The organism is Neptunomonas concharum (assembly GCF_008630635.1).
GTDB lineage: Bacteria > Pseudomonadota > Gammaproteobacteria > Pseudomonadales > Balneatricaceae > Neptunomonas > Neptunomonas concharum.
In genome coordinates, this window is the sequence record NZ_CP043869.1 from 2,894,330 (window position 1) to 2,908,596 (window position 14,267).

The 14,267-nt window shown below is 46.4% G+C and carries 15 protein-coding genes; 8 read left to right on the forward strand and 7 right to left on the reverse strand.

Features of this window, described 5'->3' with window-relative positions; genetic code table 11:
* Window positions 1–17: 17 nt before the first annotated feature.
* Window positions 18–1,520 (reverse strand): lysine--tRNA ligase, encoded by a 1,503-nt coding sequence (lysS, locus tag F0U83_RS13725; protein WP_138987808.1) that lies wholly within the window; start codon window positions 1,518–1,520, stop codon window positions 18–20.
* A 52-nt stretch (window positions 1,521–1,572) separates the two neighbouring features.
* Entirely contained in the window at window positions 1,573–2,667 is a 1,095-nt protein-coding gene (gene prfB / locus F0U83_RS13730; protein ID WP_138987809.1) for a peptide chain release factor 2, read from the reverse strand.
* Between the two features lie 151 nt (window positions 2,668–2,818).
* Here prfB and nhaD point away from each other — a divergent pair, with 151 nt between their 5' ends.
* Window positions 2,819–4,309: a sodium:proton antiporter NhaD gene (gene nhaD / locus F0U83_RS13735; protein WP_138987810.1), complete on the forward strand. Its 1,491-nt coding sequence runs from the start codon at window positions 2,819–2,821 to the stop codon at window positions 4,307–4,309.
* Between the two features lie 2 nt (window positions 4,310–4,311).
* The gene (locus F0U83_RS13740; RefSeq protein ID WP_170221825.1) at window positions 4,312–4,995 is read left to right on the forward strand and encodes a cytochrome b/b6 domain-containing protein; all 684 of its coding nucleotides are present in this window, start codon (window positions 4,312–4,314) and stop codon (window positions 4,993–4,995) included.
* A gap of 43 nt (window positions 4,996–5,038) precedes the next feature.
* Here the strand turns inward: F0U83_RS13740 and F0U83_RS13745 are convergent, their stop codons facing one another.
* The 3 genes from F0U83_RS13745 to F0U83_RS13755 form a co-directional block, all read right to left on the reverse strand.
* Window positions 5,039–5,491, reverse strand: a complete 453-nt coding sequence (locus F0U83_RS13745) for a c-type cytochrome (RefSeq protein WP_170221826.1) — start codon at window positions 5,489–5,491, stop codon at window positions 5,039–5,041.
* Between the two features lie 61 nt (window positions 5,492–5,552).
* Window positions 5,553–6,068: a flavodoxin gene (locus tag F0U83_RS13750; RefSeq protein ID WP_138987813.1), complete on the reverse strand. Its 516-nt coding sequence runs from the start codon at window positions 6,066–6,068 to the stop codon at window positions 5,553–5,555.
* Window positions 6,069–6,170: 102 nt separating this feature from the next.
* Window positions 6,171–6,497 (reverse strand): phasin family protein, encoded by a 327-nt coding sequence (locus tag F0U83_RS13755; RefSeq protein WP_138987814.1) that lies wholly within the window; start codon window positions 6,495–6,497, stop codon window positions 6,171–6,173.
* Window positions 6,498–6,621: 124 nt separating this feature from the next.
* Here F0U83_RS13755 and gloA point away from each other — a divergent pair, with 124 nt between their 5' ends.
* The 4 genes from gloA (at window position 6,622) to F0U83_RS13775 (ending at window position 9,912) form a co-directional block, all read left to right on the forward strand.
* Window positions 6,622–7,020, forward strand: coding sequence for a lactoylglutathione lyase (gene gloA / locus F0U83_RS13760; RefSeq protein WP_138987815.1), 399 nt, complete (start codon window positions 6,622–6,624; stop codon window positions 7,018–7,020).
* Between the two features lie 217 nt (window positions 7,021–7,237).
* Window positions 7,238–8,044 carry a tetratricopeptide repeat protein gene (locus F0U83_RS13765; protein ID WP_138987816.1) on the forward strand — a complete coding sequence of 269 codons (807 nt, stop codon included), beginning with the start codon at window positions 7,238–7,240 and terminating at the stop codon, window positions 8,042–8,044.
* Window positions 8,045–8,194: 150 nt separating this feature from the next.
* Entirely contained in the window at window positions 8,195–9,430 is a 1,236-nt protein-coding gene (locus F0U83_RS13770; protein WP_138987817.1) for a YeeE/YedE family protein, read from the forward strand.
* Between the two features lie 38 nt (window positions 9,431–9,468).
* Window positions 9,469–9,912, forward strand: coding sequence for an RDD family protein (locus F0U83_RS13775; RefSeq protein ID WP_138987818.1), 444 nt, complete (start codon window positions 9,469–9,471; stop codon window positions 9,910–9,912).
* Here F0U83_RS13775 and lptG read toward each other — a convergent pair.
* Window positions 9,909–10,970 (reverse strand): LPS export ABC transporter permease LptG, encoded by a 1,062-nt coding sequence (gene lptG, locus F0U83_RS13780; protein WP_138987819.1) that lies wholly within the window; start codon window positions 10,968–10,970, stop codon window positions 9,909–9,911. The genes F0U83_RS13775 and lptG overlap by 4 nt on opposite strands.
* Entirely contained in the window at window positions 10,967–12,079 is a 1,113-nt protein-coding gene (gene lptF, locus F0U83_RS13785; protein ID WP_138987820.1) for an LPS export ABC transporter permease LptF, read from the reverse strand. Before lptF ends, lptG begins: the two co-directional genes overlap by 4 nt.
* A 138-nt stretch (window positions 12,080–12,217) precedes the next feature.
* On the opposite strand from lptF, the gene F0U83_RS13790 reads away from it, so the two are divergent.
* Entirely contained in the window at window positions 12,218–13,729 is a 1,512-nt protein-coding gene (locus F0U83_RS13790; protein WP_138987821.1) for a leucyl aminopeptidase, read from the forward strand.
* Entirely contained in the window at window positions 13,726–14,172 is a 447-nt protein-coding gene (locus F0U83_RS13795; RefSeq protein WP_138987822.1) for a DNA polymerase III subunit chi, read from the forward strand. Before F0U83_RS13790 ends, F0U83_RS13795 begins: the two co-directional genes overlap by 4 nt.
* Window positions 14,173–14,267 lie beyond the last annotated feature (95 nt).

Sequence of the window (14,267 nt, forward strand, 5' to 3'; positions counted from 1 at the left end):
AGCAATCGACAGCTATCTTAAGCGCGCGGTCGCATTGCGGGGAACAGAATCACATCACGAATAGAAGGCGAGTCGGTAAATAACATCACCAGACGGTCAATACCAATACCCTCACCGGCAGTAGGCGGCAAGCCATATTCTAATGCATTAATATAATCCGCATCATAGTGCATAGCCTCATCATCACCGGCGTCTTTCTCAGCAACTTGCTGCTGGAAACGTTCAGCTTGATCTTCTGAGTCATTTAACTCCGAGAAACCATTTGCCAGTTCACGGCCAGCCACAAAGAACTCAAAACGATCGGTCACAAAGGGGTTGTCGTCATTACGACGCGCTAGCGGTGAAACTTCTGCTGGATACTCAGTGATAAACGTCGGTTGACTTAAGCGGTGCTCAACTGTTTTCTCGAAGATTTCGATCTGAACTTTTCCGAGCCCCCAGCTATCTTTAACGTCAATATCCATACGCTCAGCAATTTGACGGGCAGCATGGTCATCCGCTAACGCTTCAGCGGTGATATCTGGGTTATACTGGAGAATAGAATCAAACACACTGATTCTCAGAAAAGGCTTCGATAAGTCATACTCAAACGTTTCAAGGATCTCACCCTCTTCATTGCGAACAGTATTCACTATGGTCGTGGTGCCCATGACTTCCTGCGCCACCGTGCGCAGCATATCTTCCGTCAAGTCCATCAGATCTCGGTAATCAGCATAAGCCTGATAGAATTCAATCATGGTGAATTCTGGGTTGTGACGAGTAGATAAACCTTCGTTACGGAAGTTACGATTAATCTCAAAGACACGCTCAAAGCCTCCCACAACCAAACGCTTCAAATACAACTCAGGTGCAATACGTAGATACATATCACGGTCTAGTGCATTGTGATGGGTGATAAAGGGTCGCGCGCTTGCTCCGCCTGGTATCACTTGAAGCATCGGTGTCTCAACCTCAAGGAAGCGTCGCTCGGTTAAATAGTTACGAATCCCAGAGACAATTTTTGAACGCGCTTCAAATACTTTACGCGATTGCTCATTGGTGATCAGATCAACATAACGCTGGCGGTAGCGAGTTTCTGTATCCTGCAAGCCCTTATGCTTTTCGGGTAAAGGGCGCAAGTTTTTAGTCAGTAACTGGTACTCACCCAAGTCGACATACAGGTCGCCTTTACCGGATTTATGTAATACACCGGTAACACCAATGATATCGCCTAGATCGAGGCTTTTAGCAAACGCCCTTGCTTCTTTGTTAACATAAAACTGGATACGACCACTCATATCCTGAAGCACCCCGAAAGCACCTCGGTTTAACATGACGCGACCTGCAATGCTGACCTTAATCTCCGCCTCAGCCAGCTCTTCCTTCGATTTATCACCATATTGCTGTTGCAGATCTTGTGCATACGCATCACGGCGAAATTGGTTAGGGAAGGCATTGCCCGCTTCACGCAAAGCGGAAAGCTTTTCACGGCGATCCGCAATCAAGCGGTTTTCATCTTGCTGCTGAGTGTTATCAGACATTTTCTTTTAAACCTTTAATGGTTAAATCATGAGTTCTTAGAAAGATACGGATTTACAGGCCTGCTTTAAGGCTCGCTTCGATAAACATATCCAAATCGCCATCTAGTACTTTATCGCAGTTGGAGGTCTGCACACCCGTACGTAAGTCTTTAATCCGCTGATCATCCAGTACGTACGAGCGAATCTGGCTTCCCCAGCCGATGTCCGCTTTGGAGTCTTCAAGCTCTTGGGCCGCGGCACTACGTTTGAGCATCTCCATTTCATAGAGCTTAGCGCGCAGCTGCTTCATACAGGTATCTTTGTTCTGATGCTGAGAGCGCTGGCTCTGACTCTGTACGACGATACCAGAGGGTGCATGGGTGATACGCACGGCCGATTCGGTTCGGTTAACGTGCTGTCCACCAGCTCCTGATGCGCGATACACGTCTACTCGCAGGTCAGCAGGGTTAATCTCTATCTCTACGTTGTCATCAATTTCTGGTGATACAAACACGGAACAAAAGGAGGTGTGGCGACGACCACCAGAATCAAACGGTGATTTTCGTACTAAGCGGTGAACCCCAGTTTCGGTACGCAACCAGCCAAATGCATACTCCCCCTCAAAGCGAATCGTAGCCGATTTAATACCGGCCACTTCCCCATCAGAAACTTCGATCAGTTCTGTCTTAAAGCCTTTGTCTTCGCCCCAGCGCAGGAACATGCGCAAAACCATATTGGCCCAATCCTGAGCCTCAGTACCACCAGAGCCTGATTGAATGTCTAGGAAAGCATTGTTTTCATCCGCTTCGCCTGAAAACATTCGACGGAATTCCAATTGCGTTAATTGCGCCATCAGCCCTTCTACTTCGCTGACCACTTCCGCAACGGTATCCTCGTCGTCTTCTTCGACGGCCATATCCAAGAGTTCACGGGTATCTGCTGAGCCTTGCTTTAAGGTCTCTAACGTTTTAACTACCGCTTCAAGTGTTGAGCGTTCTTTACCTAGCTTTTGAGCGTACTCTGGATCATTCCATACGGCAGGATCTTCCAGCTCTCTTTCAACCTCTTCGAGGCGCTCTTTTTTACCGGGATAATCCAAATATCCGTAAAGAGCCTCGGTTCGCTGACCAATATCTTTAAGATCATTGATGATAGGATTGACTTCCATCGTTTATGCTCAACACTCACAAATTCAAAAGGGGACATATTTTAACCGATCCGGGCAAGGCTTTAAATCACTGAAACATTAAACTGTTTAAATGTTCGATATTGCACTGCACAATATCGACAGCAGCGATGAGATATATCAGAATAACCTTATGAAAAAACTTACTCGCCACTTCACCTCCGTGTCCGTGCTTCTTCTATCCTTTATTGTGATTGCTATTGCGCTCATCACTTATACACCTGCTTGGGCTTTTACCGGAAACCAGCCACAAGAAGGGATCAATTTAACCCGTACTGTTTTTGGCTATCTATCTCTACTCGTATTCTTCATCGGCTATCTTTTTGTTTTAACAGAGGAATTCACTCACTTACGCAAGTCAAAACCTATTATTGTGGCCGCAGGACTTATTTGGCTGCTAGTTGGTATAGGCTATGCGATGCATGGGGATACCGAAACAGCAGGTGTTGCGGTAAGACACAACATTCTCGAGTACGCCGAGCTATTTTTGTTCCTGCTAGCGGCAATGACCTTTATCAATATGATGGAAGAGCGGAACGTCTTTGCAGCTCTGCGTAGTTGGCTGGTTCGTAAATCCTTCTCTATTCTGCAGATTTACTGGATTACAGGGGCACTCGCTTTCATTCTCTCGCCTATCGCCGACAACCTGTCCACAGCACTCTTAATGGGTGCCGTTGTCATTGCTGTTGGTAATAATTACCTAAAGTTCATTACGGTAGGTTGTATCAATATCGTTGTAGCCGCCAATGCTGGCGGGGCCTTTAGCCCTTTTGGAGATATTACAACGCTGATGGTATGGCAAAAAGGCGTGGTGCAATTTGAGGAATTTTTCCGCCTTTTCGTCCCAGCACTCGTGAATTGGCTAGTACCAGCACTGTTAATGTCTTACGTGATTGAAAAAGGCCCACCTGCGTACCACAAGGAGCATCAAAAATCTCTCAAGCGGGGTGGTGTCGTTATAATTCTGATGTTCATTATCACGATTGCAATTTCAGTGATTGTTCACAGCACACTTCACCTCCCACCGGTATTGGGCATGATGACCGGGCTTGGCATTTTAAAGTTATATGGTTTCTATCTCTGCCGATATGAGCAAGGGGTTATAGACAAAGGACATATTCACCACCATCACAAAGATAATTTACAGGATATGCGAGAAGTCAGGGGGGATCACACCGATATCGTGCGCCGTTTTGATATTTTTAATGTCGTTGAACGAGCCTCATGGGACACCTTGATGTTCTTTTACGGTGTTGTGTTATGTGTAGGTGGTTTATCTACATTGGGCTACTTAACTATGCTCTCGGATACGCTATATGGCACGTTAGGCACTGTCTGGGCAAACACATTTATCGGTGCGCTCTCGGCCATTATCGATAACATTCCTGTGATGTTTGCGGTATTAACGATGAACCCGCCTATGAACACAAATGAGTGGCTATTGGTAACATTAACAACCGGTGTCGGTGGGTCATTGTTATCGATAGGCTCTGCTGCGGGTATTGCTCTCATGGGGCAAGCGCAAGGAACTTACACTTTCTTAAGTCATCTCAAATGGAGCTGGGCTATCGCTCTGGGATATGCGCTTAGCATTTTGACACACTTATGGATGAATGGAGTTTAATCATGTCTGATAAGCCAACAAATTCAGCTCTACAGGCTGTGACCGTGTGGGATATTTCCGTGCGCATATTTCACTGGTCCTTGGTCGCAGGGATCGGCTTTCTTTGGTATTCAGGAGAAGAAGGCGGCAATATCATGACATGGCATATGTACGTTGGTTACACAATGCTAGGCTTGATACTCTATCGATTGCTATGGGGAATCTATGGTAGCACCTATGCTCGTTTTAGCTACTTTATAAAGAGCCCCGGTAAAACATTTAACTATGCGAAAGACTTTCTTAAAGGAGAGTCGCCCCACTATCTAAGTCACAATCCTTTGGGCGGCTGGATGGCGATTGTACTCATGTCACTTGTGTTCATCCAAGCAGCAACGGGTTTATTCGCAACCGATGACATCATCACTGAAGGCCCCCTTTTTTCTTTAGTAGATGAATCAACCGCTTACCTGCTCACCGAAATACACGAAATCAACTTCAATCTCTTATTACTGTGCGCCGGTCTTCATATTGCTGCAGTGTTATATCACCGTTTTGTTAAAGGAGAGGATCTAGTAAAAAGCATGATCACTGGGAAGAAAAATGTAGCTCTAACTCCTTCGGCTGGACTGAAGTTTAGCTGGTATAAAATGCTGTTAACAGCCGGGTTAGTGGGTGCATCAATTTACGGTTTAGTTAATATGACATAAAAAAGCGGGGCTTTTACCCCGCTTTTTTCACTAAAAATAATGATTACTTGCTCTCTTCGCGGAAGTTATCGTGGCACCCTTTGCAGGTTTTAGCCAATGCGCCAAATGCGGGTTTGATCTGATCTAAGTCGCCCGACTTAGCAACTTCTGCCAACGCATCAGCCTTCTCGACCATCGCGTCCATACCACCATCAAATTTTTCTTTGTTTTCCCAGATTTCTGACTTGGCGCGGGTTTCACCCATGTCCGTACCTTCAGCAAAACCCTCTTTAGGCATTTTAGCTAAAGCGGCAATTAAGGCAGCGCGGCGCGAAAAATCTTCAGCATCAAAGTCGATTTTCCCTTTAACCATGCCTCCCATGGGGCCAAAGTGCCATTTCATGACACTGAAAACATTTTGACGATATTCAATAGACTCTTCTGCATCAGCTGCACCTACGATAGTACTTCCCATGAGAAGTGCAGCAGCTACACTCAATACGACACGTTTTTTCATTTCAGTCATCCTTTGAACCATTACTAAACATTAGGTAATACTAATACATGCTAACATTGGTTTATGACATCTCAAAGTCTCTTTTCAGCTGATCCAGCCACTGATCTATTCGGGCCTCAGTTTCTGAAGACTGACTATCTTCATCTAAGGCCAAACCGACAAAATGGCTACCATCTTGCGTCAGCGCTTTGGACGCCTCAAAGTCATACCCATCAATTGGCCAATAACCGGCAAGATCGGCACCAGCTCTGCTCAGCTCGGCATGCAATAAGCCCATTGCATCCAAAAACCATTCGCCATAACCAATCTGATCACCCAACCCAAAGAGTGCACAAGGCTTGCCGGGCAACGCTAACACTTTGACGCTGTCCCATATGTCTGCCCAATCTTCTTGAAGTTCCCCAAAATCCCATGTTGGAATACCAAATAGGCAGATGTCATAGTCATCTAAACCATCGAGCTCTTTATCGATAATATCGTGAACAATTGCCTGAGAGCCCAAGCGCTCCGCGATCATCGAAGCGACCTTTGCCGTATTACCTGTTGTAGAACCAAAAATAATGCCTACTCGCTTCATAGCATCTCCCTAAAAATCTGACACCATTATAGAGGGCCAACTACTAGGAAAACAGGTACAAAAAAAGCAGCACTCAGCTGCTCTTTATGTCCTTATCGCTTATTACTTCGATGCGAAAGCATCAAATGCGCCTTTCGTTATTTTTTCGATCTCATCCCGCGCGTCATGCAATGCTTTCAAGTTTTCATTACTCGCTGCTTTAAGAGTCTCCTCCAACTCTTTTGCATAAGCTTGTTGCAGAGTCAGCAGGTCATTCGGTGTTTGGCATTTCTGCAACTCTTTGGTCTGCTGGATCGTTGCCTCAATACATGATTTAGTACATTCCATCTGCTGGCGAGTCAGCTCCTCCAACATTCGCGTCTGAATATTTACCAAATCTTTAAAAGGCTCCATGGACTCACTCATTTTTTTCGTCATATCTTGAAACATAGGCTTATCCTTTCATATACGGCACAGACAAATACCGTGCATGGGATATAATAAAGCATTCTCTTGAACTTTCAGCAACCTTAGCTAGACCAAGTTTCAATATAAATGACGTAGGTACCTATCAATGCGCTTGCTACATACCATGCTCCGTGTAACCAACTTGGATCAATCACTTGCTTTCTATACTGATGTTTTAGGCATGACGTTGTTGCGTAAGCGGGACTATCCGGAGGGTCGCTTTACGCTGGCGTTTCTAGGATATGGTGATGAATCAGAGCATACTGCCCTGGAATTAACCCATAACTGGGATACTAATCAATATGATTTAGGCACTGCCTATGGGCATATTGCGATTGAAGTAGATGACATCTACAAGGCTTGCGAGCATATTCAGCAAAAAGGTGGGGACGTTGTTCGCCCAGCGGGTCCTATGAAAAACAGCACTAGCGGCACCATTCTGGCATTCGTTAAAGACCCGGACGGCTATTTAATTGAGCTATTAAGCCCCAAAAGAGCCGATTAGTTAAAAAAATTGTGCTAACACTTAACCGATATCAAGTTTCTGACGCTTTCATGCTGCAGTGCGATGTCACATGAAGTAGAATGCCAAAACATTAGATTCAACTAATAAAGCATCCTTATAACAAATATGCGCCCGTTTAGTGATTTCATATACTGATAGCGCACCTGTATAATGGCATCACTATTCATCCCATAAACCCGTTGGGGCACGATCAAAGATGAGCAAGAAAACATTACTGGCCGCTGCAGGCCTTCTCTTTGGACTGCAATCGTTTAATGTTATGGCCGCGAGCATCAGCGCTGTACAAAGTGCAATCCAAAAGCAGGACTACGATACCGCTTTGAAAGACCTGAAAGAGCTAACCAAAGATGGCAATTTAGATGCCACCAACTTAATGGGCCAGCTCTATGAAAACGGTTGGGGTGTCGAAAAAGATATTGAAAAAGCTAAGTCACTCTATGATCGAGGCGCTCGCCAAGGCCATATTGCCAGTGTAAATAGCCTGCGTAACCTTAAGAACCAAGAATACAAAATTGAGCTGGACACACTGCTACCCAAAGTGGAAGCCGGTGACGCCCAAGCTCAAAACCGTGCGGCCCAAATGTATGAGTTTGGTTACGGCACAGAGCGCAATTATGCAAAAGCTTTTGAGCTCTATCAAAAGGCAGCTGATCAGAGCTTAGTTTCGGCTCAGCATAATTTAGGACGTTGTTACAATTTTGGTACAGGTGTAGACCAAAACTTCGTAGAAGCTGAGCGTTGGTATCGTATAGCCGCAAAGCAGGGCCACACTGAAGCAATGTTCTATTTAGGCACGCTTTATTCAAACGGCTATGGTCAAGATACCAGCCACACATCGGATATCATCGCTTATGCGTGGATGCACAACTCAGCAGCACTCGGGAATGGCACCGCAGCATCTATCGAAAGCCGGCTGTTAATGAAATTACAGGATTCAGAGATAGCAGAGGCTAAGTCACTGGCTTCTGAGTACAAAAAAATCTACGTCGCTCCTTACCAGTAATAAGTATATTTATCAGCATGATCACCCTATAAAGCCCCACTTATCAGAGAGGGGCTTTTTTAATTCCGGTTACTTCTGACGACTTAACCTTGTTGGCAACTGGTGATATATTAGCCAGCCTTTTCTTGGTACGCTGCCGAAGTTAACTTGATGACCACGCTATCAGTTTCACCACCTAACAAGTCGCTCTCTAACAAAAGCTATCTTTTGCCCATATTGGCTGTGTTAGCAGGGATGATTTCTCTCATACTCTGGCTATCCCAAAAATACTCTTGGCATGAAGCCAACTTACTGATTTTAGGTGCGGCTCTGGGTTTAGCGCTTTATCATGCGGCTTTTGGCTTCACGACCGCCTGGCGCAACTTTATTATCAACGGCAGAGGGAAAGGTCTGAGAGCCCAAATGGTCATGCTCGCTGTCGCTGTCTGCTTGTTCTTTCCTATGCTGTCAGCTGGGGAACTATTTGGCAATGAAGTTGCTGGCTTTGTACGTCCGTTGGGGTGGTCTGTTGTCGTTGGAGCCTTTATTTTCGGTATTGGTATGCAATTAGGTAATGGTTGTGCTTCAGGCAACCTGTACCATATCGGTGGCGGTCAACTTCGCGCCTTACCCAGTATGGTAGGTTTCACCATGGGTGCACTATGGGCCACTAAAGATTATGAGTGGTGGACCAACTTACCCCAGTTTGCACCGATCTCCATGATCGATGAATTTGGAACCTTCTTGGCTATCGGGTTAAATCTGGGAGTATTTTCTTTGATTGCCCTAGCGACACTTTGGGTAGAAAAGCGCCGACATGGCAATATCGATAAAGATGTTATCCCACGCTCTGCTCCTCTTTATAGGTACTTTTTAACAGGCCCTTGGCCTTTTATTTGGGGTGCCGTTGCACTGGCTCTGCTTAATTTCATCACATTAGCTATGATTGGCCGCCCTTGGGCAGTTGCTGTTGCTTACCCCTTGTGGGGAGCTAAAGGGGCAGAGTGGCTAGGGGTAGATCTGGAACTGGATTTCTGGACTTATTGGATGCAACCTGGTCGCGAGAGCGCATTAACAGAACCTCTTATGACAGATGCCGCCTCCCTGATGAACATCGGCATCATTATTGGGGCTATATTGGCCGCCGCTTTAGCAGGAAAACTCTCTATACAATGGAGAATGCCTTGGCAACATTGGCTAGCGGCCAGCATTGGAGGTCTGATGCTAGGCTACGGAGCAACCATCGCTTTTGGATGCAACATAGGGGCATACTTTGGCGGTATCGTATCTGGGAGTCTACATGGCTGGTTATGGCTAATTGCTGCTTTCACAGGTAGTATTCTCGGCACTCGAATCCGCCCCCTGTTCAAGTTAAACAATGAGACTTCTGCTCGAAGCAGTTGCTAGACCGGCTGACCAAACTGTGACAGTCGCAAGGATTTACCATGCCAAAAATATATGATCAAACAGATGTGATGCAAGCTAGCCTTTTTAAGCGCCTAGCAGCATTCGTATATGACTTAATGGTCGTCATCGCCGTGCTGTTTGCTGTCAGCGCTGTCGGTGTTGCGATCAATGATGGCGAGGCAGTGGACGGCCCACTTTATAAATCGGCCTTATTTCTTGCCGTCTTCCTTTTTAACGGATATTTCTGGACCCGCTCTGGGCAAACCATTGGAATGATGGCCTGGCGCCTAAGAGTCCAGACCATCGAGGGCTATAGCTTAAGCTGGGGGCACGCACTTAAACGCTTTCTCATGGCGATTATCTCTATCGCTGTAGGCGGGCTGGGTTATTGGTGGATGCTGTTTAGTGACCAAAGAATGACTTGGCATGACATGGTTTCTTCAACTCGCGTGGTTCAGCTCCCAAAGCGAAAAAAAGATTAACCTGCTCGCCGTAAAAGCCACCCCCCTAACACCAAACAGATAATAATCGGTATCGCCGTTGCCAATAACGGCGTAAAGCCAATCACTGTACTAGCAGGCCCCAACAGGTCTTGGGAAAACTTAAACACTAAACCAACGATTACACCGGCAATAATACGCTGCCCGACGGTTACGCTACGTAGCGGGCCGAATACAAAAGAAATAGCCACAAGCACCAAAGCTAAAATAGCGACAGGCTGAAGCAGCTTACTCCAGAAAGCCAACAAGTATTGTGCAGTATTCAACCCTTGCTCATGAAGATACGTTGAATAGGACCAAAGACCACTAATTGAGAGGTTGACCGGCTCAATCACAATGACAGAGAGTAGTGTCGGTGTTAGCCCTGAAACCCATAACTCTTGGGCCTTCTGCACGGCTTCGGTTCGATCATCAAGAAATTGCGTTCGACGCACATTCTCAAGAATCCAACCTTCACCATTATAACTGCCACTTTGCGCAAAACTTGCGGCGATCATCTGACGGTTTTCATCAAATTGATAACGGGTAATGCCGTGAATTTTTCCATTAGGCTCCACCGCATTAATATGAATAAACAGATCATCCTCTCGATGCCATACACCATGACGCGAACGCAGCGCCTCACCATCAGACTGCGCCAATGCCCTTGAGCTTTGAGCCAGACGCTCTGTCACAGGCACAACAAACTCTCCCAGCAGTAGCGCAGCAAACGCTAATATTAAAGCGGGCTTCAACACAGCCACGACAATGCGTTGCACCGAGATACCCGCTGCTCGCATCACCGTTAGTTCACTATTACTCGCCAACACACCCAGACCAACTAAGCTGCCAACTAAACTAGCCAACGGTAAAAACTCATATACACGACTGGGAGCACGTAACAGTAAGTAATAGATGACACTCCCTAGCCCATAACTATCACTCATGTCTTCAGTCTCTGAGACAAACTCAAAGATCAAATCTAAGCCAATGACAATCACCATAATAACGAACACCGCGCTTAATACCTGTGCGGCAATGTAACGATCTATACGATTCACGAGGCCTTTTTCCTCCAAGAGATTGCAGGGAGTAGGTCAGATAACTTGTCCCAGAACCGATCAGCAAACATCAGGCTCATAGCCAACATAAAAAACGCTGCATGAATAAGCCATAAAAAGACCAAACTCAACTTTCCATCATCAATGGCACTCTTTGCAGCGGTCAGCAGCATAAGATATAGCATGTAAAGCAGAATCGAAGGTATTAGCTTAGCGTAACGCCCTTGCCGAGGGTTTGTTTTACTCATAGGTACTGCGATAAGTACCATAATAATCGCTAACAAGGGCATGGATAGGCGCCAATGTAACTCGGTTTGATGCCACACTTTGTTTCCTGCTAACAGCTCTTTGATCGTCATAGCCTCAATTTCAGGCGGCCTCTGATTTGCTGACGCATGAGGCATCAAAAAGCCATACTCCCGAAACGCAACTTCTCGATATTTCGCTTCTCCAGGGATACCCTCATAGCGAAATCCATCTTTAAGTACCACAAAGCGTTCGCCGCTTTGCGGGTTAGTAATCACTTGCTTTCCAGACTCAGCTATCACGACTCTAAGCTGTCCAGTTTTTTTATCCCGCTCAGACACAAAGATAAAATCCAACTCTCCCTGTCCTTGCTTAACACCACTGGTATACGTCGTTCTCTGACCACCTAACGTTTGGAAACGCCCAGCTGCTAGAGAATCGAATTCACTCTTTTCAGCCTGCTTTGCATAGATCACTTCCACCTGCTTCCAACACAACGGAGAGATATAAAAACTCAGCAAAGCAATGATTAAACCAATGAACACAGCAGGCCCTAGTGCAAACATGCCCAACTTTCGGGTACTCACACCACTGGCCTTTAATACCGCCATTTCACTTTCAAGGTACATACGCCCATAAGCCAGCAACACCCCAAGAAACAAACCTAAGGGAAGTATCAAGACCAACATACCCGGTATACGGTATGCAACCGACTGGAATACAAACTCTGGCGACAGCTCGCCTGCGGCCGCATAGGATAAAAATTTGATAAAGCGCCCACTGACGATAATCAGGGTCAATACCGCGCTGACTGCCAAAGTACTGGCCAAAATCTGGCGAGACAGGTAGCGAAAAATAATCAAAACAGACCAACCTGTAAATTCAATAAGGATTTAGGCATCAAAGGTGTAAATAGTTTATAGTGCCAACAACGATTGATGCCGATAACTTCGCACGGCATTATCTATTAAACCAGTTCTAATGTCTTGTTCGGAGCCATCATGGATTTTGAAATTGTTAATGGTGCAGTTGCATCGCTGGAAACAGAGTGTCTCGTCGTCGGTATCGAAGCAGATGCTATTTTAAGCCCTTCTGCACAAGCACTGGATCAAGCAAGCCAAGGTTATATCAATGATTTGGTAGCGACCGGTGACATTAAAGGCAAAACCGCAGAAACGCTTTTACTGCAACGCATCGATGGTATTACGGCTAAGCGCATTCTTCTTGTGGGCCTTGGAAAATCAGATGAGCGCCATGACCGTAACCACAGCAAGATCATCAAAGCGATTCTGAGTACGACCAAAGCCCTTGGCCTTAAAAATATCACGATTGCTCTTGATGGCTTAGCATCAGACCATGCTGACACTTACCGACAGGTTCGACAAATGGTGGAGATCGCAACCGCTGAGCTTTACCAATACGACCAAACTAAAAGCAAAAAAGCCGATCCTTATGCTATCAGTAACTTAGCGATCCACTTAGCGGATGACGTTACCGAAGAAGGTGAAGGCGCACTGGTTGATGGCACAGCCATCGCCAATGGTGTCAATGTAGCCCGCGACCTCGGTAACCTGCCAGGTAATATCTGCACGCCAAGCTACCTTTCTCAGCAAGCTCGCGAATTAGCCAACGAGTATGACTCAGTCACTTGCGAGATTCTGGACGAAGATGCAATGGAGCACCTAGGTATGGGCTCCCTGCTGTCGGTCGGGCGAGGAAGTGATCAACCATCGCAATTAATCGTTATCAAATACAACGGTGGCGAAGCGGATGCTCAGCCTCATGTATTAGTAGGAAAAGGAATCACCTTCGATACCGGTGGCATCTCTTTGAAACCTGGTGCCAACATGGATGAAATGAAATACGACATGTGTGGCGCTGCCTCAGTTGTGGGCACTATGAATGCTGTTGCTGAAATGGACCTACCCATCAATGTTATCGGTGTGATTGCCGCGGCTGAGAATATGCCTGGCGGTAATGCAACCAAACCTGGGGACATTGTCACCACACTATCTGGGCAAACGGTCGAAATACTCAACACGGATGCCGAAGGCCGACTAGTGCTCTGTGACGCCCTTACCTACGTTGAGCGCTTCAAGCCAAAAACAGTAGTGGATATCGCCACCTTAACGGGTGCTTGCATCGTTGCGCTAGGACGTGTGGTTTCGGGTATGCTCTCCAATGATGATGAGCTTGCCAGCGAACTGACACTGGCAGGCGATTACGCTAACGATCGTGCTTGGCGTTTACCACTATGGGATGACTATCAAGAGTTGCTGGATAGCAACTTTGCAGATATGGCGAACATCGGCGGCCCTGCGGCTGGCACAATCACTGCCGCTTGCTTCCTATCACGTTTCACAAAATCCTACCGTTGGGCTCACTTGGATATCGCAGGAACGGCATGGATCAGTGGCGGTAAAGAGAAAGGAGCAACAGGCCGTTGCGTACCTTTGCTAACCCAATACCTGCTCAATCAAGCCGCTGATGAGATTGTTGACGACGAAGAATGATCCAAGCCGACTTTTATATTCTGCCCAGTGCAGATGAAGACAGCCGCTACCGTTTCCTCGGCAAACTGGCAACCCGCGCTCTTAGCGCGGGACATCGCCTCTATATTCTTGCAACTGACGAGCACAACGCAGAAACCATCAGCGAACGCTTATGGCAAGCAGGGTCAGAAAGTTTTTTGCCAAATAACTTAGCCAATACAACATCCGAATCCAAAGCGCCTATCCAGATAGGTTGGCAAGCATCACACGCGCCTAAACAGCCCGACTTATTGATCAATTTATCGCTCAACACCCCCGCATCCCTTGAAGAGTTTAACCGAATCGCAGAGATCATTACTCAAGATCCCGAGGTCTTGCGTACTACCCGCGAGCGCTTCAAAACCTATCAAGCAGCTGGATACCACACAAACATGCACGATATGCGCAATAGACCCGCCCGATAGCTTTCTTTGACTCGTCCTGAATGGGTATAATTAACAGTTTTTACTGGCCGTCACACTAAAGACGATTTTGCGCTTCATCTAACCGTGCCAAGAGA